Here is a 24,198-nt window from a genome sequence, read left to right as displayed (position 1 = left end):
AATAGAGATGGTATTCTTTAATTAATAGTTAGTTCATTAAACTAATTAAAAAATCGAATAATAGTTTACTAGCAATTATATTTTTTTATTTTAGAATGAAAGGGGTTTCATAGGAGGGAGTGGCAAGAAAAGGGGTAGTGTTTTTTCGATAATCTAAGGTTTGTTGGTATAAGCAGGGGATCATTGGTTAGAAAATTTTTTCATTATTCGAAATAATGAAAGCGTTTTATCATGAGGGGGCGAAATCATGTCAAATGTTAAAATGGAAAATAGTAATCAATACAACACAGCAAAATTATGGCAAATAGGTTTGTTTACTTTAAATAATACCTCATCAAATCTTCATTTATTTGTATTGGGTTTTGTCACTTATTATGCAACTGGAATAGCTGGACTAGCAGTTATGGTGGTAAGTTCGCTCTTAATGGCTGCACGTTTATTCGATGGTATCATTGATCCTGCGATTGGCTATATCATCGATAAAACAGAGGGGAAATTTGGTAAGTTTACACCACTAATTGTTATCGGTAATCTCATTTCAGCAGGTACCATCCTAATTATCTATAATGTAACTCATCATTTACCAGAGGGTACACAATTTATTTTCTTTACTGCGATGTTAATTGTAAATAAAGTTGGTTATTCATTACAAACGAGTGTAACAAAGGCTGCACAAACAGTATTAACAAATAATCCAAAGCAGCGCCCATTATATGCAATTTTTGACGGAATCTATAATGCTGCACTATTCACTGGCGGACAAATTTGGGTCTCGGCTGTTCTAGTAGCAAAACATGGCGGGTTTAATCTTGGTTTGTTTACGGAATTAAATGCCTATGGACTTCTTCTATCTGGAGTATTTGCGGTACTTGCAATTATAGGTATTTGGTCAAAAGATAAGAAAGAATACTATGGATTAGCAGAAGAAGGAACTCAAACTACTCTTCGTGAATATTGGGGCGTTATTAAAGGAAACAGACCATTACAAATGCTTTCACTTTCAGCGTCTTTTGATAAACTAGCAACAAGCATCGCTCGATATTCTGTAGTCGGAGTTATGTTGTTTGGTATTTTGCTAGGAGATTATGCATTAAGCGGAAAAATTGGTCTTATTACACTAGTACCAACATTATTGATTACTTTCTTAGTAGTTGGAATTGCAAGAAAGACAGGTTTAAAGAAATCCTATGTTACTTCAGCATGGATCGGAATGCTTTCTTACTTGGCGTTGTGTGCTCTATTCTTATTAATTGATCCTGCATCAATTTCACTATCTAATATTGGAATTACTACAATTTTATTCTTAGCCTTATATTCATTAGCTCTAGGATTTGCGGGAATTCCAACAACGCTTGTTGTTCCTATGATTGCCGATGTTTCGGACTATGAAACACATAAATCTGGACGATTTGTACCAGGAATGATGGGCACCATTTTCTCATTCATTGATCAGCTCGTTTCATCTTTAGCTCCAACAATCGTAGGTGTAGTGGTTGGCTTCATTGGTTACAAAGAAAAATTCCCTGAGGTTGGGGAAGCTTTAACATCACCATTGTTTGTTGTAACCTTAATACTGGCATTCGGTTTACCAGCACTATGTTTGTTAGTATCTATTACAGCAATGAAATTCTATAAACTAGATCATAAAGAAATGGAAAAAATTCAATCTGGTATTGCCGAAATGAAAGCAAATGGGAAAAAGGGCAATAAAGTTGCAATTTAAATGAGTCACAATTTGGAACCCTGGCCAATGCTGGGGTTTTTTTGCATAAAAAAACCAATTCACATTTTATTTAGGTGAATTGGTTTTTCTTTGTTTATTATTTTCTTGTGGAAGGTAGTTAATCCATTCAACTGTCTCTACGATAGCTTGCCATAATTTTTTCATGTTCATTTCCCCCTATTGATTTGTTACCTTTATTATGGGGGATTAGGGTATTTCTAACAATGTTGCTGAAAACGGAAACAACGGGAATGAAAACGAGAACAATGTTGATGAAAACGTAAATCATCGGCAATTTTCTTACTTTTTCACAGTTTTCCTCGTGTTTTCATATTAGTTTATCATTTCACTTCGGTGTTGGTTTCATCAAAAGCTAAGCTTAACTCAGAAACATCCAAAAAGTTCTTAATGGCCAAGGCGCACGCACCTAAACTGCACGCCCTTTTACCGAAGTCAGATATTAAGAGTTTACGATAATGACCAACTGTTGAAGTAAGGAGAACTTTTATCTCAGCTAAAGCGTTCGGATACATTCTTAGTAGTTCACTATTAATCACTAATATCTCAGGATTATAAAGGTTAATAATATTATTTAACCCAACGGATAAATATTTAATATATTGTTCCATTAACTTACAGGTAATTGGGTCCTTCTCCATTAACCAATGTTGGATGTCTTCATAGGTTACATCTGTTTTATGGTGGCTCTCTGTCAATTGACTTACAAAGCTCGATTCAGAGGCGTATTGTTCCCAGCAGCCTAGATTTCCACATCGGCAGGGAAGACCGTCAGGAACGATAATCATATGGCCAATCTCGCCTGCATAGCCATCGCAGCCTTTAAGTAATTTACTTTTTACCATAATTCCCAGCCCAATTCCCGAATACAAACTAACAGATAATAAGTTTTCACTTTGATAATGTTTATAAACGATCTCAGCGAAAGAACATAAGTTAGCGTTATTTTCGACAAAAATATTGATACCGGTTTCATTATGAAGGTCAGTTTTTAAATCTTTATTATGCCATTGATGGTAAGGTACAAAATAGATGGTTTCATCGTTATTTACGATTCCGTGAATTCCAATAACTACTCCGATTAAGCCATATCGTGCATGTGAACATTTCTCTTTATAAATGGCAATCTGTTCCGCTAACAACTTTAGAATCAAATCATAATCAGATGTTTCCATCACGATTGAATGGGTGTCGAGGGGAGTACCGCTGATATCAGATAAGGTAAATGTAATATTATTCTTATCCAGGTCAATTCCCAACGCAAATCCTGCATGTTTGTTAATCGAAAGCATGATAGGTCTTCTGCCCAGGTTTTTATGCTCAGCCTGAGTTTCTATAATTAATTCTTCAGCTAATAATTCAGCTGCCTGCACTGATATAGTTGCTTTATTTAGGCCGGTAATCTTTGCTAAGTCTGCACGAGATATCTGGCCGTGTTCAATTATTTTACTAATGATTATTGATCGATTTATCTTTTTGATAAATGAAGCATCTCCAGTAACCATATAGCACCTCCAAGGTAATTATTAATGAAAAATGGTTATTAGTGATTCATAACAATTGACGTAAATAATCCATAATGTTATTATACAGGTAATTAGTTTGTTTGGTAAACAAATTAAATTACTATTTTATAATTATTTTCCAAACAGATCATTTTTATTTACTTATGAAAGGGATTACACACTTTTTATCTGACGGTAAAAAGTACATACATGGAATAATATCCCTTGAGGAACACTTAAGTAGAAAAGGAGTGAAACAGATAAATGGGTATTCTGCAGGACTTATTAAAAGATATTCCAGTGCCAAAAATGGCAAAAGTGAAAGTGAAATTTGATGATACGAAAATTGATAATTTAGAAAAGGCTTTGATGGAGAAATTGCAGCAGGAGCATATTCGGGCATCAGTTCAGCCTGGAATGGAAATTGCTTTAGCTGTTGGAAGCAGGGGACTTGATCGTCTAGTCGAATTAACCGCAGTGACAGTTAAATTTCTAAAAGAACTTGGAGCAAAGCCTTTTATTGTTCCTAGTATGGGCAGTCATGGCGGTGCAACAGCTGAAGGACAACGCGAGGTATTAGCTCATCTTGGTGTAACGGAAGAAAGTGTCGGCTGTGAAATTCGTTCTTCTATGGAAGTGGTAAAAATCGGGGAACTTCCTAATGGCTTACCTGTATATGTTGATCAATATGCTGCTAACGCTGATGGTATTGTTGTCATCAATCGAATCAAACCTCATACTGCATTCCGCGGCCCCGTTGAAAGTGGCATTATGAAGATGATTAGTATTGGTTTGGGTAAGCAAAGAGGTGCAGAGGCATGTCATCAATTAGGCTTTAAATATATGGCAGAAAACGTACCGGCGATGGCTAAAATGATCATGGAGAAAAAACCATTTCTTTTTGGTGTGGCAACGGTAGAAAACGCATTCGATAAGGTCGCAGTGGTGGATGTGCTTTCTCCTGAAGAAATTATTAATCGAGAGGCAGACCTTCAGGCAAAAGCGAAAGAATTATTACCAAAACTTTTCTTTGAACAATTAGAGGTCCTTGTTATTGATCAAATTGGTAAGAACATTTCGGGTGATGGTATGGACCCTAATATTACGGGTCGATATCCCACTCCATATGCACACGGAGGACCAGATGTAAACAAAATGGTCGTGCTCGGTTTAACTCCGCAAACAGAGGGAAATGCCAATGGCGTGGGAACGGCAGATTTTACAACCCAGCGTTTAGTGGACAGAATGGACCTGGAAGTTACCTATGCCAATGGATTAACTTCAACCGTTGTGGCACCAACCAAAATCGCTACTACTTTGCCAAATGATCGTGAAGCGATACAAGCGGCAGTAAAAACAAGTAATATTTTAGATTTCACTAAAGTAAAAATGGTCCGAATTAAAAACACTTTAGAGTTAAGTGAAATCGAAGTATCTGAGGCATTAGTTGAATATGTGAAACAGCATCCAAATATGGAGTTGGCTTCAGAACTATATGACCTACCATTTGACGAAAAAGGAAACTTATTTTAAAACTAGGGAGAGTTGAAATATGAAAAATTTATTCGATTTAACAGGAAAAACAGCGGTTGCTGTTGGGGGAAATGGCGTATTAGGATCAGCAATGGCGAAAGGTTTGGCTGATCACGGTGCCAAAGTAGCGATTGTTGGCCGTAATTTGGAAACAGCGGAAGCCGTTGTGAAAGAAATTATTGAAAATGGCGGAGAAGCCAAGGCATTCCAAGCAGATGTTAGTTCAAAGGATTCTTTGGTTCAAGTTGCAAACGAAATTGAACAATGGTCTGGCGGCTGGGATATTCTCTTGAATGCACCAGGCACCAACAGCCCAACACCGTTTTTTGATTTAGATATGGACGAGTACGATAAAATTATGGATATTAACTTAAAAGGGATTGTCATGACTTGCCAAATCTTTGCTAAACGAATGATTGAGCAAGAAAGAAAAGGAAGTATTATCAATATTTCATCTGTTTCTTCTACAACTCCTTTATCAAGAGTATTTACGTATTCTGTTTCAAAAGCAGGACTTAATAGTGTCACTCAATTCCTAGCTCGTGAATTTGCAACCAGCGGGATTCGTGTAAATGCCATTATTCCAGGATTCTTCCCGGCAGAACAAAATCGTAAAATTTTGGATAAAGAAAGAATTGCATCCATTATGGGTCATACTCCTATGGAACGCTTCGGGGAGGCTGAAGAACTTCAAGGTGCTACAGTATACCTAGCGTCCGATAAAGCTTCAAGCTTTGTTACAGGTGCATTACTTCGTGTAGATGGCGGATTTGGAGCTATGACGATTTAATTTACACATATAGACCTATGCCACTCAATATCTTGTATAGTGGGTGGCTTTTAAATGGCTCTTTTCTTAAAGAAAAGAGCTTGCAAACTTAATTTCAAGCACAAAATAGTTTGTTCCGCGTTAAAATCGGCTTTAGGATTTTAACAACAAACTTTACGAAAACAGACTTTATAAATGTATGGGGAAAGGAGATTAGACCATGTTAACAGAGAAATATAAGAAATTACAGTCGATTCTCCGAGAAATGGAAACAGTGGTTGTAGCGTTCTCAGGCGGTGTGGATAGTACTTTTTTATTAAAAGCAGCTGTTGAGACATTAGGTGAAGATCATGTTCTTGCTGTAACAGCCGACTCGGAAACCTATCCATCTAGTGAGCTTTTAGAGGCAAAAGAATTAGCTGAAAAAATCGGAGTCAAACACCAAGTGATTGAAACCTCTGAATTAGCGATTCCTGGCTACGCAGAGAATAATAAGAATCGATGCTATTTTTGTAAAAGCAGCTTGTTTGATCATTTGATTCCAGTAATGGAAAAAAAAGGTTTTAATAATGTTATTTATGGTGTTATTGCAGATGACATGAACGAACATCGTCCAGGTATGCAGGCGGCTAAAGAAAAGGGAATACGCGGTCCCTTGCTTGAGGCAAACCTATTCAAACAAGAAATAAGGGAGCTTTCTCAGCAGTTTGATTTGCCAACTTGGAATAAACCTTCGTTTGCTTGTTTATCTTCAAGAATTGCTTACGGTGAGTACATCACAAAAGAAAAGCTGACCAAGGTTGAAAAATCAGAAGCTTACCTAAAGAGTTTGAAAATTCGTCAAGTACGAGTAAGAACGCATCAAGAAATAGCGAGGATTGAAGTAGAGCCCAATGACATGAAAATCGTCCTCGAACATCACGATAGTATAGTCAAAGAGCTCCAAGAATACGGCTATAAATATATAACATTAGACTTACTCGGATATAAAAGCGGCAGTATGAACAAAGTTCTATCTAATTTAGGTTAGGAAAGTACTTAATTTTAAAAGAGGCTTTGGGGAAAATCCAAAGCCATTTCTATTAATGTAATAGAAATGACAATAATAGACAATTATGAATCTCCCCAACGCTAAAGCGAGGGGTTTCATAAAGAATACCGTTTAAGTGGCATTGTCTTTATGTGGGTGACCACAAAACCCGCTAATACATCAGGTCTTTATAAAGACCTTCAGCTTTACTTTAATCAAAGCCTATTTGATCCACATTAGAAACGTGTCATGGCTTTCTAATGGCTTGAACATTTTACGTGACATAGCTCTTATTCATGTCACAACCTTTTATGTTCAGTTTTCAAAGAACAAATGTTCTTATTTTTAGTTTATTCCAAATTGATTGAAAGGTCAAGTGATATGCTTTTATCCCCATGCCTGAAGTCAGGGATATTACGCACAGTATGATAATTGACAACATATATTTTGTTATTTGAAAAGGAAGATGAGTATGCCTAGAGAGTTTGTAATTGGTCTTGATATCGGAACCACTAGTGTAAAAGCGTGTATATTTCATTTAAATGGAAAACTGGCTGCAGAAGTAGAAAAAATGAATACTTTTCAATATCCACAGCCTGGCTGGTCAGAACAAGACCCTGTTGAAATTGAGCGGTCAGCTGTTCTCGCCATTCGGGAAGCGATTGAAAAAGCAGGTGTCAAAAAGGATGATTTGCTCGCTTTAGGATTTTCAGCGGCGATGCATTCCCTTATTTGTGTTCACGAAGACGGAAGACCTCTGTCTCCAGCAATCATTTGGGCGGATGGGAGAAGCACGGGGCAGGCAGAAACCATTAAGAAAACGATTGGAAGCAGTGTTTACGCAAAAACAGGAACACCCATCCATCCAATGACTCCGTTTTTAAAATTACTTTGGATGAAAGAAACAAATTATCAGCCTTACCAGCAGGCAGCTTTCTTTATGTCGATAAAAGAGTATTTAATTCAGTGCTGGTTTAATGAACGTGTAATCGATTATTCCATGGCGTCAGCGACAGGATTATTCAATCCTCAGACGCTTGACTGGGAACAAGAGTTGTTAGAGATGACAGGGATTGGCAGGGAGCAGCTATCCGAGATTGTGCCTCCTACAAAAGTTTTGTCTGGCCTTAAAAAAGAAATTGCAGATGAAATGGGCATTAATCAAGAGATGCCATTCGTGATGGGTGCTGCAGATGGTCAGTTAGCAAATTTGGGAATCGGTGCAATTCTGCCTGGGGAAGTTGCGGTTTCTGTTGGGACAAGCGGTGCAATCAGGCAAATCAATCAAGGAGTAAAAATTGATGAAAATCAAGAAACATTTTGTTACTCCTTTACAGCAGAGTCATCCATCGTAGGAGGACCGACTAATAATGGCGGTATCGTCTTACAATGGTTAAAAGATCTTCTAAATGACCAAAGGGATTTTACAGATTTCTTAGGGGACGCAGAAAAGGTTGCTCCTGGTGCGGAGGGAATTCTATTCCTGCCTTACTTAAATGGGGAAAGAGCGCCAATCTGGAATCAGCAGGCAAAAGGCAATTTTTATGGAGTTTCGATTACGCATAAAAAGGAGCATTTTATCCGAGCTGTTTTGGAAGGCATCACGTTTAATCTCTATCAAATCGGGAAAGCACTGGAAAGGCTGGCCGGTGAGCCTAAGAAAATCTACGTTAACGGTGGTTTGGCAAGATCACCGCTCTGGCTGCAAATGATGGCTGATATTTTTGAAGCGGAAATCTATGTCTCCGAAAGTCATCACAGTGCCGCATGGGGAGCAGCATGGACTGCTTTAGTCGGTATAGGTAAAGTGAATTCTTTTGAAGAAATCAAAAAGAATATTCCAATGGGCAGTGGTGTTGTACCTAATAAAGAAAACAGCTTAAGATATAAAGCGATATATGAAAACTATGAAAAGCTTGCTAAGGATATGGTAAAGTTTTTCTAAGAGAGGTCTCTGAAGGACAAAACTTGGTAAGGAATCAGTAGATTTGTCTTTCATCAAGGCAATGAAGGACAAAACTCGTGGAGGAACCAGTAGATTTGTCCTTCATCAAGGCAATGAAGGACAAAAATCGTGGAGGAATCAGTAGATTTGTCCTTCATCAAGGCAATGAAGGACAAAACTGGTGGAGGAACCAGTAGATTTGTCCTTCACCAAGGATATTGTATAGAATAATAATAGAAAGAAAAGGGGGGAATCGAATGCTTGAAGAGATTTTAAAGCAAGTTCAAAAAGGTACCCTCAGTATTGACGAAGCCAAAGACCAATTAGCTACGTTTGAAAATCTAGGCTTTGCAAAGGTAGACCATCATCGCAAGAAACGGCAGGGCTTTCCGGAAGTCGTCTATGGTGAAGGGAAATCGGCAGATCAAATTATTTCGATTATCCAAGCACTTAGGGCAAGGAATAATCAGGTAATGGTAACTAGAATTTCGGAGGAAAAAGCAGCAATCGTCCAACAATCTTGTCCTGAATTTACTTATCATGAAATCGCTCAGATCCTATTTTGGAAGGAGCAAAAAACAAAAGAAAACACTCATGGTTACATAGCAGTCGTTGCTGCAGGAACCTCCGATTTAAGGGTCGCAGAGGAAGCAGCGGTTACAGCCGAAATCCTAGGAAGTAATGTCCACCGTATTTACGATGTCGGCGTAGCTGGGATTCACCGGTTACTTAGTCATGCTGAAGAAATTCAAAAGGCAACTGTGTCTGTAGTGGTAGCCGGGATGGAAGGCGCACTTCCGAGCGTTGTGGGAGGACTCGTTTCCCATCCTGTAATCGCCGTCCCTACAAGTGTCGGCTATGGAGCTAACTTTAACGGGTTATCGGCTTTACTGACGATGCTGAATTCATGTGCTTCCGGAATTAGTGTTGTCAATATTGATAATGGCTTTGGCGGAGGGTATAACGCCGTATTAATTCATCAACTTGCACAAAAAGGGGAAAGAAATGAAGACACTTTATTTTGATTGTTTTTCAGGAGTCAGCGGGGATATGGTCATTGGGGCTCTCATTGACGCAGGTGCTGACCCCGTTAAACTAGTAGAAGAATTAAAGAAGTTAAATATTGAAGATGAATATGAATTGACATGGAAAAAGGTCATCAAAAATGGAATTACTAGCACAAAGTTTGATGTGGTTCTAGTTAACCATGAGCATGGACACGCTCATAGCCATGACCACGATTATGACCATGGACATACTCATAGCCATGACCACAATCATGAGCATGGACACACTCATACCCATGCCCACGATCATGAGCATGGACATACGCATAGTCATGACCACGATCATGAGCATGAACATACTCATAGCCATGACCACGATCATGAGCATGGCCACACGCATAGTCATGACCACGATCATGAGCATAGCCATACTCATAGCCATGACCACGAACATGAGCATGGCCACACGCATAGCCATGACCACGACCATGAGCATGGCCACACACATAGCCATGACCACGATCATGAGCATGAACACACACATACACATGATCACCACCACCATCATGACCACCGCTCGTATAAAGATATTGTTAGACTAATTGAAGAGGCTGATTTTTCCCAACAAGTGAAAGAGACTGCCTTGAAGATTTTTAAGAAAATTGGTGAAGCGGAAGGGCACATTCATGGAGTACCTTTAGAGAATGTTCATTTCCATGAGGTGGGTGCTGTAGATTCGATTATCGATATTATTGGAGCAGCCATTTTAATCCATCAGTTAGAAATATCTGAAATTAAATCCTCACCCATTCCGGTGGGAACCGGGAAAATCCGTATCGACCATGGTATCTATCCAGTACCTGCACCTGCAACACTCGAGATTTTAAAAGGAATCCCAATTGAACACTCTGAGGTGAGATTCGAGCTTACCACTCCAACTGGGGCAGCGATTATCGCGGTTCTAGCCGAGGAATTTTGTGCTATTCCTTCAATGAAAGTTAACTCAATAGGTTATGGTGCCGGGACAAAAACGTTTAAAGACCGTCCTAATGTTGTTCGAGTTATCATAGGCGAATAGAAATGGGGGAACATGCAATGAGTTCTCACCCTCCTAATTATGAACATCTTGATGATCAAATGATTAAAATGGAAGTTAACCTAGACAATATTCCTGGAGAATGGCTGGGTTACGTAATGGACTTGCTATTTGAAGCGGGGGCAAATGACGTTTTTTATACCCCGATCTATATGAAAAAAAACAGACCAGGCATCTTACTTCAGTTACTCTGCTCTAATCAAAATCTTAATAAAATGAAGGAAATACTTTTTAAAGAAACAACAACACTTGGTGTGCGCTATTATCCGTTAACCGTTCACCGGTTAGAAAGAGTATTCAACAAAGTGGAAACGGAGTGGGGTACTGTAACTGTAAAAGAAGGTATCCTCAATGGACAAGTTGTGCAGCGAGCTCCGGAGTATGAGGAATGTAAAAGCCTTGCAAGACTTCACGATATTCCATTAAAAAAGGTCTATGAACAGGTTTGGAAGGAAATAGATAGCTAGAAGTAAATGTTGGCCTATCAATTTGCAGCTTTTGAAGGGTCTGTTGCCATCGAGGAACGAAATCGATAGCGATATCCGTCCTCGATGGCTGCTTTGTACGTTTATTATGGCTTGAAATTTACAATTGATGGGATTTTAGCGGAATATGAATGATTTTGAACGACCTAAATTGGGTCGTTTTTTTGTTTTGGACTTTTTTTAGGGTGTTTTGTACTTTTTTTGATAGGTTATGGACTTTTATCATAGGGTAATGGACCATTCAAAAGTGGTTATGGACTTTTTTCAATAGGTTTTGGACTATTAGACATTTTTTGGAAACCCACCAGCCTTGAAAATAGCCAGTCCTCCACAAAGAGAACTGTGGCCCAAATTTTAAAAAGAAGCGACACTGTATCAATCAAACAGCGTCGCTTCTTTTTATCTATACTCTTTTTTCGAAATTAACTCGTTTGTTAATGAAATAAATAATCGGCATACCTACTGCCATTACAACAAATTCCCCTACTGCTACTGTCAACCAGGTAAATAAGAATGGCAATTCGAAGGCAAGGTTTAATTCCCAAGCAATCAAGAACATAGTGAAGGTGAAGACAACGGTATTCACAATCATACGAGCCCAGATTCCTTTGATGAAACGCGCTGATAAGATTGTAATCGTTAGGGCTAATAGTGATTGGCCGACACCGAAAACGAGGTCATAGGCGACCATCGGTGAAAAGAATAGGTTTGATAAAAATACTCCAATAATGATTCCGAAGATATACTTCTTATTGAAAACAATCAGATGATTGAACATTTCGGAAACACGGAATTGGATATTTGTGAAACCAAAGGGTGCAATTAAACCGGAAACAGCAATGTATAAAGCTGCCAGTATCGCGTTAACAACAAGTGTTTTTATTTTCATATTCAGTTCTCTCCTTAGTTTTTTTACGTGGGAGGTTCTCGAACCACGTTTTTCTGACAAAATAATATATTAATTTATCTCAATCTACTCGTCAATAAAAAGAAAGCACTATCGCCTGTGATTAATAAATTATCATCAGTAAAGTATATATTTATGGATAATATTTCCCTTTTTACACATTCTAATAGTAAAAAAAGGGAAGTCTACTTTATGGATAGTAAAAAGAAGTATTTATTAGTTATTATGTTATTGCCATGGCTGACGGTACCATTCCTTGGAAAAAAAGCGATAAAACGCTTTTCCATCACCTCACTGTTTATTGGTCTCGTAGTAGGCGCACAGTCTGTTTACGCCCATAAAAAAGGCTGGTGGCGGGTTTATCCACAATTATTTCCAAACATGATAAGTGAACTTCCATTTATTATCGGGCCCTTTTATGTGGGAGCTATTTGGATTTTGAAATTTACATATGGTAAATTCCTGCGGTACACTTTACTAAATCTTGGTGTAGATACTTTCCATATTTATATCTTTGCGGTTTGGTTAAGAAGAATGGGAATTGCTTCGCTTATCCGGTTGAAAAATTATCAGGGGTTACTTTTATTTTCGGTAAATGCATTCATTATGTATGGATTTCAGCGGCTGATTGATAAAAAAGTAAATCCAGAAAAACCTAAATCATTAATAAAAAGAATTTTATCCTAAATAATTTACGAAAGGCCAGACTCTGTAATTGTGTTCTGGCCTAGATTTATTATAAAAATAGATAAAATAATGCTAGAGGATATCCCCATCTAAAACTTCATGCTATTATATTTCTTGTATATCCAATACTATGGTTGAATAATATTCAGAATATTAATAAAATAGAGTGTGAGGGGGGTTTGGATGAAACCCATTATTGCTTTAGAAAATGTATCATTTTCATATAAAATCAATGAGAATAGTTCTGTAGAAGTTCTAAAAGATATCTCATTTTCTATTTTCCCAGGTGAATATGTTGCTATTATAGGACATAATGGTTCGGGAAAATCAACATTATCCAAGCACTTTAATGGACTCCTAACGCCTGGTTCAGGGGATGTTTGGGTTCATGGGTATAATACAAAGGACGATAGCAAGAAGCTTGACATTCGTAAAGGAGTTGGGATGGTCTTTCAGCATCCCGATAATCAAATTGTTGCGACCATTGTCGAGGAGGACGTAGCTTTCGGATTAGAGAATATTGGAGTACCGAGAGCAGAAATGAAGCAAAGAATCGATGATGCCTTAGGGGTCGTAAAGATGTCGGAATTTCGGAAAAGACCTCCGCACCACCTATCAGGTGGACAAAAGCAAAGAGTGGCCATTGCTGGAGTGCTGGCAATGCGGCCAGACTGTATTGTTTTCGATGAGTCCACGAGTATGCTTGATACCTTTGGCAGAAACGAAGTCCTTCAGGTTATGAGAAAAATGAATGAGATGGGCATGACGATTATTACGGTTACCCATCGTATGTCAGAAGCGGCAGAAGCAGACCGTATTATCGTAGTGGAGGACGGGAAAATTGTGTTGGATGGAATTCCTCGTGAAATTTTTAAACATAAAGAGGTTTTAATGCAATTGCAATTAGATATTCCCGCTGTCAGTCAGATGGCTGAAATTATTCATAATGAAATTCCAACATTTTCGAAAGAGTTAATCCATGAGGATGAACTGATTAATGAAGTTAAGAGAGTTTCAAAAGAGAGGACCGGGGAGGTAGTATAATGCCGATCATCGAAATAGAAAACCTATCTCATACATACATGAAGGGAACTCCAATGGAGCATATAGCTTTAAAGGGGACAAGCATGGTAGTCAATGAGGGGGAATGTATCGCCATTATTGGGCATACCGGTTCAGGGAAATCTACTCTTATCCAGCATTTTAATGGCCTGATTCGGCCAGATTCGGGGAAAGTCACCATTGATGGAGTAGATTTATCGAAGAAACGAATGGATATAAAAGCCTTGAGGAGAAAGGTTGGCCTCGTTTTTCAAAACCCGGAGGATCAAATTTTTGAAAAACTAATTGGTGATGATATTGCATATGGACCTTTTAAGCTTGGTTTGCCTTTAAAAGAGGTAAGGGAGCGGGTTAAATGGGCAATGGATATGGTTGGGTTGGATTTTGAAGAAATGAAGGATCGGCAAACCTTTGCTTTAAGCGGGGGACAGAAGCGAAAAGTTGCACTTGCCGGTATTCTGGCGTTAAAGCCGAAGATACTTGTTCTTGATGAACCAACAGCAGGGCTTGACCCAAGGTCCCGCAATGAATTGTTGGATAAAATAAAGTCCCTTAATAAACTGGAAAATTTAACGGTTATTTTCGTTTCGCACAATATGGAGGAAGTTGCCTATTTGGCGGACAGAATTTATGTAATGGCAAATGGTACGGATGTGCTAACTGGTTCTCCAGAGGATATTTTTACAGACAAGGAAAATCTGCAGCGTTATGAAATCGGAACACCTGAAACGGTACAAGCTTTATACAGGCTGAAAGACCTTGGATACAATGTAAATACTTCTGCGTTCGCGATTTCGGAAGCCGCTAATGAAATCATAAAGGTTCTTGCCAATGGAGAGGGGGAGAATCATGGCTAGTGAATTTGAGTTATCAAGAAATATTACGATTGGTCAATACGTACCAACGGGTTCCTTTATTCATCGTCTTGACCCTAGAATAAAGCTGTTAGTGTTCACTATACTTGTATTAGCCATTGCCCTCAATACTAGTTATCTAGGGAATGCTCTTGGACTCTTATTATCCATTTATTTATTCTGGACATCCAAAATCCCTGTCAGTTATGGGTTATCGGGCATTAAACCTGCTATTCCCTTTATCATTATATTGGCTGTGCTGCAGCTTATCTTCCAAGGGAATATATTTTCTGGCGGGACGGTATTTTTTGAGTATGGATTTATCTTGATTACGAATGAGAGTATTCGACTTGTGATCGTTTCAGCCGTACGTTTTGTGGAAATTATTTTATTAAGCAGTGTTCTTACGCTATCCACATCAACAACGGAGTTAACCCATGCCATTCAAAGTCTTTTAAGTCCATTAAAAAGAATAAAATTTCCTGTCCATGAAATTTCATTAATTATTACCATTGCGATTCGCTTTGTACCAACCTTTGCGATTGAAATGGAGAAAATGATGAAAGCACAAGCCTCAAGAGGGGCAGATTTCGGATCGGGAGAATGGTGGAGAATTATTCAGAGGACCAAGGATATGCTGCCAATTATTATCCCCTTATTTAATATTGCGTTATCTAGGGCAGAGGATTTAATTTTGGCGATGGAATCTCGCTGCTATACTCCTGGGAATGATAGGAGTTCCTATTCCGTTTACAAAGCAATCGGACGAGATTACTTAGTATTAATGATTGGGCTATTATTTTCAGCACTACTACTTTTTTATCACTTTCCATATTAGATAAATAAAAGGGGGAGAAATAGAATGAAAGGTTCATTAAGTGTTCGTAATATTGTCATTGCTGGGGTGCTTGGGGCAGTTGCCATCCTTTTAGGTGTAACACGGTTAGGGTATATTCCCGTACCTACTGCTGCTGGAAATGCTACAATTATGCATATCCCTGCGATTATTGGCGGAATCATGCAGGGGCCGGTTGTAGGAGCCATCGTCGGAGTTATCTTTGGTGTTTCCTCTTTCTTAAATGCTACCGTTCCGCTGTTCAAAGATCCATTAGTAGCTATTCTTCCTAGACTTTTTATAGGTGTTGTCGCGTGGCTTGTATATGTAGGGATTCGTAGAAAGAGTGAATACCTTGCGATTGGGACTGCAGCATTCTTAGGGACCTTGACTAATACCGTCCTTGTTTTAACGATGGCCGTAGTTAGAGGTTACATGGGTGCTGAAGTAGCTTGGACGGTTGCGATCACGAGTGGAATTCCAGAAGCAGTCGTTGGGACGGTTGTGACATTAGCAGTTGTTTTAGCATGGAAGCAAATTGGTAAAGGCAAGAAATCTAAGATATCAGAAGATCTATAGCATTATTAAATTGAAATCAACCCATTGAGGCTTAGGCATCAATGGGTTGATTTAATTAAGTACATTGTAAAGGGGAATAATATGTTACATCATGTTGAGATATATGTTTCAAACCTTTCAAAAAGTGTAGAATTTTGGGGCTGGCTGCTGCCTGAATTAGGATATGAACGATATCAAAAATGGGATTCCGGTATTAGCTGGAAGTATCAAGAAACCTACCTTGTATTCGTACAAGCCGAAGAACGATATTTGGATGTTCCTTACCATCGTTGCAGAGCAGGGCTTAATCATCTTGCCTTTCATGGCAAATCAAGGGAACATATTGATGAAATAACACAGGCTCTACTTGAGAAGGGAATACAAATTTTATACAAAGACAAGCATCCGTATGCCGGTGGGAAAGACTATTATGCTGTTTTTTTCGAGGACCCGGATCGTATTAAAGTAGAACTAGTTGCACCAAGCATGGCTTAAGGATTTTTCGAAAGTGTGATATACATCACGAAAGTCCATCGCTTTTATCTTTATAATCGAAAGAAAGTAAAAGGGGTGTAGGAATGGAATATAACTTTAAATCACTATATAGTGAAATTGGCGGTCAGGAAACGATTGATAAGCTCGTTGCAGCCTTTTACCCTCGGGTATATGCAGATCCTGAATTAAGACCATTGTTTGAAGGAGACATGGAAGAAATTATGAGGAAGCAAAGAATGTTCCTTCCACAATTCTTAGGAGGTCCAGCGCTTTACAGCCAGGAATTCGGCCCGCCGGCAATGCAGCATCGTCATCTTCCTTTTGAAGTAACACCAAGAAGAGCACAGTGCTGGCTTCGTTGTATGAAGGAAGCCTTTCAAGAGATTGGTCTTTATGATACACCAGCAGGGCTTGCTTTTTATGATCGGTTAACACAAGTTGCTGGGATAATGGTTAATAGTCCGGATAGAGAGTAGAGCAGCAAAAGGGTGTCCACAAACTGGCACCCTTTTGCTGCTCTTTTTTTTACAATAGGAAAAAGAATGAAATTTTTGTAAATTTATATATGTATATTTCACTATCTTTATTTACAGAATGTTAACCAAGTCTAAATGGTGACTACATATGGACTAAACAATTTCCCTATAAAATTTTATTTGTAGTAACAGACATATAAAAGGGAGATGGAGAAAAATGAAAAAAGCATTTGTGATTGGAGCAGGCCTGGCTTTTAGTTTATTATTTAGTCCTTTTCAACAGGCTTTTGCAGCAGAAACAACTGGGGAGCTGCGAAAAGTGGATAATGTTGCTCACCGTGGTGCAACAGGTTATGCACCGGAAAATACGATTGCCGCTTTTGATAAAGGCGTGGAAATGAAAGCTGATTACATTGAAATTGATGTCCAAAGAAGTAAGGATGGGGAATTGGTCATCATTCATGATAATACTGTTGACAGAACAACAGATGGTACTGGCTATGTGAAAGACTTAACCTTTGAACAGATTAGAAGTCTTGATGCAGGCAGTTGGAAGGGCGAGCAATTTACAGGTGAGAAAATTCCTACATTTGATGAAATTCTTGACCGCTATCATGGTAAAACTGGTATTTTAATAGAATTAAAATCACCTGAACTTTATCCTGGAATTGAAGCACAGGTTGCGCAGAAACTAATAAAGCGAAACCTCGATAAACCGCAAAATGAAAAAATTATTATTCAATCCTTTAATTTTGAATCTATGAAAATAACAAACAGCTTACTTCCAAAAGTGCCGATTGGTGTCCTAACATCCAATAGAGCCCACACAACAGAACAAGCTTTGAAAGAATTTGCAACGTATGCTGATTACTTTAACCCAAGCTACGGAATCGTAACAAAAGAATTGGTTGATCAAGTGCACGCGCTTGGAATGAAAATTCAATCTTGGACGGTTCGCAGCCAAGAAGCAGCTGATTTTCTTTTAGAAATGAACGTAGATGGAATTATTACCGATTATCCTGATTACGTAGATCCAAGAAAATAGGACAAACTATCACCAAAAGAGGGAAAGCTTTCATTCCTCTTTTTTCTATTATTCCAGACATCTGTATTGCTCAGGAACAACACTATACCTATTATGAAATACGTATCCATTTATGTGATACGAATGGCCGCAAACTAAAATATTTGTTGCCATAAAAGTCTACCAAATGATAGAATTTTGGCTCGACAAAGGAAGCGCCTGGAGCACAGATCAACAGCCCAATTTAACACAGAAAAAAATATAAAAGGAAAGGGCTGCTAGAGCTCTTTCCTTTTTACTTAGGCTGTGTTTTTATTCATTGTTGATTTTCGTGTAAGGTTGATCATTCATAGGCGGAGAATTTCCGGCTATTGTAGATAAAGGAACCTTTAGAAGCCGATATAAGCGGAAATATTCCGGTTAACTGCTTTAAATAAGAAAAAATCCAATGATTTTGGATACCATAAGCGGAAAACCTCCGCTTATTATGGAGGTAAAAATGGCTATTTCCCAATTTAACCGGAAATTCTCCGCTTATTTTCCAAACACAGTAGAAATCATCATTCAGCTTTAACACTGCCTTTACTTATATTCCAAAATTGCAAATCCATTGCCCTGCAGCTGGATAGTATCATTTGATAACTGTACTTCCGTATCATCCCAAAGGTTTTTAACTGTTTTTCCAGTTACCTGTTCAGGCAGTGGATATTCCACCGAATTCTCACTCGTATTAAGGATGACCAGGATAGTGTTATCATCATTTGACTTAGTATAGGCCAGGCATTTATCGTGGTTTTCAGGGTCAACAAAGGAAAGTTCACCGGCATTTCTTAGTAAAGGATGCTCCTGACGCAGTTGAATTAGTCTTTGTATATGATGAAACAAATCAGTATTTTGATTTTCCTTATCCCATTCCATACATTTTCGGCAGCCTGGATCCTGAGAGCCGCTCATTCCTATTTCATCCCCATAATAAATACAAGGAGTTCCGATGAAGGTTAACAACAAAGTAAATACTTGCTTAACCCTGTCCATATCTTCCTCGCATTCCGTTAAGATTCTAGGAGTATCGTGACTGCCAACTAGATTAAATGCCACTTCGTTAATATTCCTAGTGTACATATGAATCACACCGGTCATGCTCTCAACAAATTCTTTTGCCGTAATGGTTTGCTTTGCCAGGAGCTTAAGGATATTCGTTGTAAAAGGATAATTCATGACCGCATCAAATTGGTCTCCCCGGAGCCAGGGCATCGAGTCATGCCATATTTCCCCTAATATATATAGGTCCGGCTTGATAGTCTTTACCTCTTTTCGGAATTCTCTCCAAAAGGCGTGGTCCACTTCATTCGCCACATCGAGCCTCCAGCCGTCAATATCAAACTCTCTCACCCAATAACGCCCAACCTCTAACAAATATTCCTTTACTTCTGGATTCTCCGTATTCAGTTTAGGCATAAAGGGTGTAAAGGCAAAAGTATCATAGTTGGCTTGTGGTTCAGTGATAACCGGAAACTCATGGATATGGAACCAATCCTTATATAATGACTGTTCTCCTTTTTCCAAGACATCTTGAAAAGGAGGGAAGTAAAACCCACTATGGTTGAATACGGCATCTAGCATTACTTTAATTCCATTTTGATGACAAGCAGTCACTAATTCCTTAAAGGTTTCCTTTGTTCCGAACTGTGGATCTATCTCCATGTAGTCAATTGTATCGTATTTATGGTTGGAATATGCTTTGAATATAGGAGTAAAGTATATCCCTGTAATACCTAGTTCTTTTAGGTAAGGGATATTTTGAATCACTCCTTCTAGATCTCCCCCGAAAAAATTCGTGGGTGTTGGATCTTCACTGCCCCAATCTAGGACACCTTCAGGATCATGCTTTGTATTTCCATTTGCAAATCTTTCAGGGAATATCTGATACCAGACAGTATCCTTTACCCAAGAAGGTGCTTTGAAGATATCTGCACTGTTCATATAAGGAAAACAGAAATAGTATGCAGTATCATCTAATGGAGGTTGAGAATAAAAACCCTTTTCAGTAAAACATACAGTTTCAGTGCCATCATCCATAATAAATCCATAGCGGAGGCGTCTGAACGGTGGATTTATAGCTGCAAACCAATAATCAAATAACTGGTCTGATCCACTTTTCCTCATAGGAGCAGTTGTTGGCTGCCATTGATTTTTCTTCCAATCATAGGGATCCCCATGTACTAGAGTGACCGTTTTAAGGTCATTCTTTTTTGTGCGAACTGTAATGTGTAGTTCATTATTTGCGCAAACGCATGCATAATTATCTTTAGGTCGATGATATATCGCTTCCTTTAACAATTGAGACAGCTCCTTCTTGATTCTTATTTATTTAAAGGTTATTGCACCCGTATAAGCTTGTCAATAGTATAAAAATAAGATTGTTGAGTCACCTGAGTATATTGGAATTCTGGAAATTTATGAACGAGCTTATAAAAAAGTAGTTGTAAAATTGAAAAATGGGCTTATAATGAAATTATGTTGCGCAAACGCTTTCGCAAATGAAAACGCTAACGAATACTTGTGCGATGTGCATGTTTCCTATTCAAATTACAGGAGGAGAAAAAATGAAAAAAGCACTTTCGATTTTCATGATGGTTGTTTTAGTGTTAGGTGTTCTTTCAGCTTGCGGACCAAAAAGAGAAACAGCAGGCACGAATGACACTGGGAAAAAGGAAGAAACAGTAAAACCAGAAAAACTAGTAGTTTGGGAAGATAAAGATAAATCAGGCTGGTTAGAAAAGGTAGCAGCTGATTTCGAAAAAGAATATGGAATTAAAATTGAGTATAAAGAAGTTGAAATGGCAACAAAAATGCGCGATCAGCTGCGACTTGACGGCCCAGCCGGGACTGGCCCAGATATCGTAACATTACCTCACGATCAAATTGGTCAAGTGGTAACAGAAGGGCTTCTTGCAGAACTTAAATTAGATAAAGAAGTTACGGATAAATTCTCGCAATCATCTATTGATGCACAAACATATGATGGGAAAGTTTATGGACTTCCAAAGTCCTCTGAGACACCAGTATTTGTTTACAATAAAGATTTAATGAAGGAAGCTCCAAAGACAATGGATGAGCTTTACGCATTCTCAAAAGATTTCACGAAAGATGGAAAGTTCGGTTTCTTAGGACTTTGGGATAACTTCTATTTCGCTTATGGAATCATCGGCGGTATGGGAGGATATGTTTTCAATAATAACGGTGGAACGCTTGATCCTGCAGACATCGGCTTAAATAACAAAGGTGCTGTTGAAGGTACTGAATATATCCAAAAATGGTACTCAGAAGGATTATTCCCTAATGGTATCATCGGTGAAAATGGCGGATCTGCAATGGACGGTCTTTTCACAGAAGGTAAAGTGGCTGCTGTTATGAACGGACCATGGTCCTTCCAGCCATACAAAGATGCTGGTATTAATATCGGTGTTGCAGCTCTTCCAACTCTTCCAAACGGCGACCATGTAAAAACATTTATGGGTGTTAAAGGATGGCATGTATCTGCTTACTCTAAAAACCAAGAATGGGCTGCTAAATTCTTAGAGTTTATTACGAATGATGAAAACGCGAAATACCGTTTTGAACAAACTGCTGAAGTTCCAACAAATACAGCTTTAGTTGATGATCCGGCAATCAAGGAAAATGAAGGTGCAAAGGCAGTTGCTGAGCAATCACAATATGCTCTTCCAATGCCAAACATTCCAGAAATGGGTCAGGTTTGGGATCCAATGGCCAAATCACTGCAAACAGTTGTAACTGGTAAAACAGAACCAAAGGCAGCTCTTGATTCTGCTGTTGAACAAATAAAAGCCAATATTGCCTCTACAAAGTAGTAGTTTAATAGATAAATCGGCAGTACCTCAGAGAGTTTGGGGTACTGCCGAAAAATTATAGTGGTTTTGCTGCTTTATGAAGGAAAAATAAATCTTTTCCTTGATAAAGCATTGAAGCTTATAAAATGACATTAGAAAGGGGAGTTTAGGATGTCTAAAGATTTATCCTATACAGCCAGTCACCGTAAGAAAGCATTGATTCTTTCCGTTATTCCTGGGTTAGGACAGCTTTATAACAAACAGTTTTTAAAAGGAGCCTCCTTTCTCATTATGAGTGCAGCTTTTTTCTATGTTTTCTATGATTTATTAAACATAGGATTATGGGGTTTAGTTACATTGGGGGAAATTGCATTTACAGATCATTCTATTTTCTTATTGGTTTACGGAATTCTAGCACTTATTGTTTTAGTATTTGGGATTGGTTTTTATTTATTTAACCTCCGAGATGCCTATAAGGTAGGGGCAAGTCGCGATAATCATGAACCTATTAGTACTGTAAAGGAACAATATAGAAATCTTATTGATAATGGTTTTCCTTATTTAATCATGTCTCCTGGATTTTTATTGCTTGTTTTCGTAGTTGTTTTTCCGATTCTATTCGTATTATTACTGGCATTCACAAATTACGACCTTTATCATTCTCCGCCTGCTAAGCTTGTGGATTGGGTATTATTTAAAAACTTTGTTGAGATCTTTAAGGTTGATATGTGGCGTCAAACCTTCTTCTCCGTTTTATCTTGGACCTTGGTTTGGACCTTCGTTGCAACTACCTTCCAAGTAGCATTGGGGATATTCCTAGCCATTATCGTTAATCAAAAGGATTTGAAAGGAAAAGCAATTATCCGTACCGTCTTTATTCTGCCTTGGGCAGTACCGGCATTCGTTTCTATTCTTGTTTTTGCAGGAATGTTCAATGAATCATTTGGTGCGATTAACAGAGACATTCTAGGGCTCTTCGGTATTGAAGGTCTCCCCTGGATGACAGAGCCGATATTCACAAGAATAGCACTTATACTTATGCAAACCTGGCTTGGCTTCCCATTCATTTTCGCAATGACCACAGGTGTCCTGCAGTCCATTTCACAGGATCTTTATGAAGCCGCTACGGTTGACGGTGCATCCAATTTCCAAAAGTTTAAAAACATCACATTGCCGCTTGTTTTATACGCAATTGCACCGGTTTTAATTACACAATATACGTTTAATTTTAACAATTTTAATATCATTTATTTATTTAATGGCGGCGGACCAGCGATAACTGGCCAAAACGCCGGCGGAACAGATATCTTAATTTCTTGGATTTACCGCCTGACTATGACTTCAGCGCAATACTCAAAGGCAGCGACGTTAACCATGCTGTTATCGATTATTGTTATAACAGTTGCCATCTGGCAGTTTAAAAGAACAAAATCATTCCAAGAAGAGGATATGATGTAATATGAAAAAACAAAATTTTGCAAGACTCACCCTTACGTATTTAGTTGTCCTAATTATGTTTGTTATTATCCTATATCCACTCGCATGGATCATCGGGTCATCGTTTAACCCAGGACAAAGTTTATCTGGATCAAGTATCATTCCAAAGAATGCAACATTAGCCCATTACAAAGAGTTATTTGATACCAATCAAAGTAACTATATTTTTTGGTATATCAATTCTCTAAAGGTTAGTATTCTAACTATGATTTTCACAGTCATTTTAGTAAGCTTCACGGCGTACTCTTTCTCACGATATCGATTTGTGGGGCGTAAAAATGGGTTGATGACCTTTTTAATTTTGCAAATGATCCCTAACTTTGCTGCATTAATAGCGATTTATATTTTGGCGACTTTAACGAAAGTAATCGATACACATTTAGGTTTAATCCTTGTATATGTCGGTGGACAAATACCGATGAACACCTGGTTAATGAAGGGATATTTAGACACGATTCCAAAGGAATTGGACGAATCTGCAAAAATTGATGGAGCGGGACATTTACGAATCTTTTTCCAAATTGTTATGCCGCTTGCCACACCTATTCTTGCAGTTGTAGCCCTATTTTCGTTCATTGCACCATTTGCTGATTTTATTATCGCTAGTATTTTACTTAGGACAGAAGAAAATTACACCTTGGCTGTTGGTTTATATGAAATGGTGGCAAAGCAGTTTGGAGCTGAATTCACCACGTTCGCAGCAGGTGCTGTTCTAATTGCAGTCCCAATTGCAATTCTATTCTTGTCTTTCCAACGCTTCTTTGTGTCAGGTTTAACGGCTGGCGGAACAAAAGGCTAAGGCTGGAACAAGAGGGGTAGAAAATAAAAACCTTTTTCTACT

At 38.4% G+C, this 24,198-nt stretch carries 23 protein-coding genes and 1 riboswitch; of the genes, 20 read left to right on the top strand and 3 right to left on the bottom strand.

Annotated elements, in window-relative coordinates; all coding sequences use genetic code 11:
• Positions 1-247: 247 nt before the first annotated feature.
• Entirely contained in the window at positions 248-1,723 is a 1,476-nt protein-coding gene (locus MLOOGBEN_RS20810; protein WP_179160195.1) for an MFS transporter, read from the top strand.
• Between the two features lie 341 nt (positions 1,724-2,064).
• On the opposite strand, the gene MLOOGBEN_RS20805 is transcribed toward MLOOGBEN_RS20810, so the two are convergent.
• Positions 2,065-3,246 carry an ROK family transcriptional regulator gene (locus MLOOGBEN_RS20805; protein WP_179160194.1) on the bottom strand — a complete coding sequence of 394 codons (1,182 nt, stop codon included), beginning with the start codon at positions 3,244-3,246 and terminating at the stop codon, positions 2,065-2,067.
• 264 nt (positions 3,247-3,510) lie between these two features.
• Here MLOOGBEN_RS20805 and MLOOGBEN_RS20800 point away from each other — a divergent pair, with 264 nt between their 5' ends.
• The 8 genes from MLOOGBEN_RS20800 to MLOOGBEN_RS29405 all read left to right on the top strand — a co-directional run bounded on the left by MLOOGBEN_RS20800 (position 3,511) and on the right by MLOOGBEN_RS29405 (position 11,246).
• Positions 3,511-4,779, top strand: a complete 1,269-nt coding sequence (locus tag MLOOGBEN_RS20800; protein WP_179160193.1) for a nickel pincer cofactor-dependent isomerase, group 22 — start codon at positions 3,511-3,513, stop codon at positions 4,777-4,779.
• Positions 4,780-4,798: 19 nt separating this feature from the next.
• Positions 4,799-5,569 (top strand): SDR family oxidoreductase, encoded by a 771-nt coding sequence (locus tag MLOOGBEN_RS20795; RefSeq protein WP_179160192.1) that lies wholly within the window; start codon positions 4,799-4,801, stop codon positions 5,567-5,569.
• Positions 5,570-5,768: 199 nt separating this feature from the next.
• Entirely contained in the window at positions 5,769-6,578 is an 810-nt protein-coding gene (larE, locus tag MLOOGBEN_RS20790) for an ATP-dependent sacrificial sulfur transferase LarE (protein ID WP_179160191.1), read from the top strand.
• 472 nt (positions 6,579-7,050) lie between these two features.
• Positions 7,051-8,523 carry a gluconokinase gene (locus MLOOGBEN_RS20785; RefSeq protein ID WP_179160190.1) on the top strand — a complete coding sequence of 491 codons (1,473 nt, stop codon included), beginning with the start codon at positions 7,051-7,053 and terminating at the stop codon, positions 8,521-8,523.
• Positions 8,524-8,780: 257 nt separating this feature from the next.
• Positions 8,781-9,548 (top strand): nickel pincer cofactor biosynthesis protein LarB, encoded by a 768-nt coding sequence (gene larB / locus MLOOGBEN_RS20780; protein ID WP_179160189.1) that lies wholly within the window; start codon positions 8,781-8,783, stop codon positions 9,546-9,548.
• Positions 9,529-10,608: a nickel pincer cofactor biosynthesis protein LarC gene (gene larC, locus MLOOGBEN_RS20775; RefSeq protein WP_179160188.1), complete on the top strand. Its 1,080-nt coding sequence runs from the start codon at positions 9,529-9,531 to the stop codon at positions 10,606-10,608. Before larB ends, larC begins: the two co-directional genes overlap by 20 nt.
• A 17-nt stretch (positions 10,609-10,625) precedes the next feature.
• A complete protein-coding gene (gene larC2, locus MLOOGBEN_RS20770) occupies positions 10,626-11,093 on the top strand; it encodes a nickel pincer cofactor biosynthesis protein LarC2 (RefSeq protein WP_179160187.1) in 468 nt (155 codons plus the stop codon).
• Positions 11,094-11,177: 84 nt separating this feature from the next.
• Entirely contained in the window at positions 11,178-11,246 is a 69-nt protein-coding gene (locus MLOOGBEN_RS29405) for a hypothetical protein (protein ID WP_256989208.1), read from the top strand.
• 268 nt (positions 11,247-11,514) lie between these two features.
• On the opposite strand, the gene MLOOGBEN_RS20765 is transcribed toward MLOOGBEN_RS29405, so the two are convergent.
• A complete protein-coding gene (locus MLOOGBEN_RS20765) occupies positions 11,515-12,000 on the bottom strand; it encodes a QueT transporter family protein (protein ID WP_179160186.1) in 486 nt (161 codons plus the stop codon).
• An 8-nt stretch (positions 12,001-12,008) separates the two neighbouring features.
• A riboswitch (PreQ1 riboswitch) is annotated at positions 12,009-12,053 on the bottom strand.
• Between the two features lie 157 nt (positions 12,054-12,210).
• Here MLOOGBEN_RS20765 and MLOOGBEN_RS20760 point away from each other — a divergent pair.
• The 8 genes from MLOOGBEN_RS20760 to MLOOGBEN_RS20725 all read left to right on the top strand — a co-directional run bounded on the left by MLOOGBEN_RS20760 (position 12,211) and on the right by MLOOGBEN_RS20725 (position 18,030).
• Positions 12,211-12,705: a hypothetical protein gene (locus MLOOGBEN_RS20760; protein ID WP_179160185.1), complete on the top strand. Its 495-nt coding sequence runs from the start codon at positions 12,211-12,213 to the stop codon at positions 12,703-12,705.
• 183 nt (positions 12,706-12,888) lie between these two features.
• Positions 12,889-13,749, top strand: a complete 861-nt coding sequence (locus tag MLOOGBEN_RS20755; RefSeq protein WP_179160184.1) for an energy-coupling factor transporter ATPase — start codon at positions 12,889-12,891, stop codon at positions 13,747-13,749.
• Complete coding sequence (locus MLOOGBEN_RS20750; RefSeq protein WP_179160183.1) at positions 13,749-14,624, top strand: energy-coupling factor transporter ATPase; 876 nt, start codon at positions 13,749-13,751, stop codon at positions 14,622-14,624. The genes MLOOGBEN_RS20755 and MLOOGBEN_RS20750 overlap by 1 nt, the downstream gene beginning before the upstream one ends.
• Positions 14,617-15,459 (top strand): energy-coupling factor transporter transmembrane component T family protein, encoded by an 843-nt coding sequence (locus MLOOGBEN_RS20745; RefSeq protein ID WP_179160182.1) that lies wholly within the window; start codon positions 14,617-14,619, stop codon positions 15,457-15,459. Before MLOOGBEN_RS20750 ends, MLOOGBEN_RS20745 begins: the two co-directional genes overlap by 8 nt.
• Positions 15,460-15,483: 24 nt before the next feature.
• Positions 15,484-16,035 (top strand): ECF transporter S component, encoded by a 552-nt coding sequence (locus tag MLOOGBEN_RS20740; protein WP_179160181.1) that lies wholly within the window; start codon positions 15,484-15,486, stop codon positions 16,033-16,035.
• 81 nt (positions 16,036-16,116) lie between these two features.
• Positions 16,117-16,509 (top strand): VOC family protein, encoded by a 393-nt coding sequence (locus tag MLOOGBEN_RS20735; RefSeq protein WP_179160180.1) that lies wholly within the window; start codon positions 16,117-16,119, stop codon positions 16,507-16,509.
• 83 nt (positions 16,510-16,592) lie between these two features.
• Positions 16,593-16,985, top strand: a complete 393-nt coding sequence (locus MLOOGBEN_RS20730; protein WP_179160179.1) for a globin domain-containing protein — start codon at positions 16,593-16,595, stop codon at positions 16,983-16,985.
• A 217-nt stretch (positions 16,986-17,202) separates the two neighbouring features.
• The gene (locus MLOOGBEN_RS20725) at positions 17,203-18,030 is read left to right on the top strand and encodes a glycerophosphodiester phosphodiesterase (RefSeq protein WP_179160178.1); all 828 of its coding nucleotides are present in this window, start codon (positions 17,203-17,205) and stop codon (positions 18,028-18,030) included.
• A 561-nt stretch (positions 18,031-18,591) separates the two neighbouring features.
• On the opposite strand, the gene MLOOGBEN_RS20720 is transcribed toward MLOOGBEN_RS20725, so the two are convergent.
• Positions 18,592-20,349, bottom strand: a complete 1,758-nt coding sequence (locus tag MLOOGBEN_RS20720; protein WP_179160177.1) for an alpha-glycosidase — start codon at positions 20,347-20,349, stop codon at positions 18,592-18,594.
• 266 nt (positions 20,350-20,615) lie between these two features.
• Here MLOOGBEN_RS20720 and MLOOGBEN_RS20715 point away from each other — a divergent pair, with 266 nt between their 5' ends.
• The 3 genes from MLOOGBEN_RS20715 (at position 20,616) to MLOOGBEN_RS20705 (ending at position 24,156) form a co-directional block, all read left to right on the top strand.
• A complete protein-coding gene (locus MLOOGBEN_RS20715) occupies positions 20,616-21,881 on the top strand; it encodes an extracellular solute-binding protein (RefSeq protein ID WP_179160176.1) in 1,266 nt (421 codons plus the stop codon).
• 150 nt (positions 21,882-22,031) lie between these two features.
• Positions 22,032-23,318: a carbohydrate ABC transporter permease gene (locus tag MLOOGBEN_RS20710; RefSeq protein ID WP_179160175.1), complete on the top strand. Its 1,287-nt coding sequence runs from the start codon at positions 22,032-22,034 to the stop codon at positions 23,316-23,318.
• A gap of 1 nt (position 23,319) precedes the next feature.
• Positions 23,320-24,156: a sugar ABC transporter permease gene (locus MLOOGBEN_RS20705; RefSeq protein WP_179160174.1), complete on the top strand. Its 837-nt coding sequence runs from the start codon at positions 23,320-23,322 to the stop codon at positions 24,154-24,156.
• The last annotated feature ends 42 nt before the right edge of the window (positions 24,157-24,198 follow it).

It is taken from the genome of Bacillus sp. EB106-08-02-XG196, from assembly GCF_013396335.1.
Lineage (GTDB): Bacteria > Bacillota > Bacilli > Bacillales > Cytobacillaceae > Neobacillus.
Note: the sequence above shows the minus strand (reverse complement) of the source record. Positions and strands in the feature narration are given on the sequence as shown.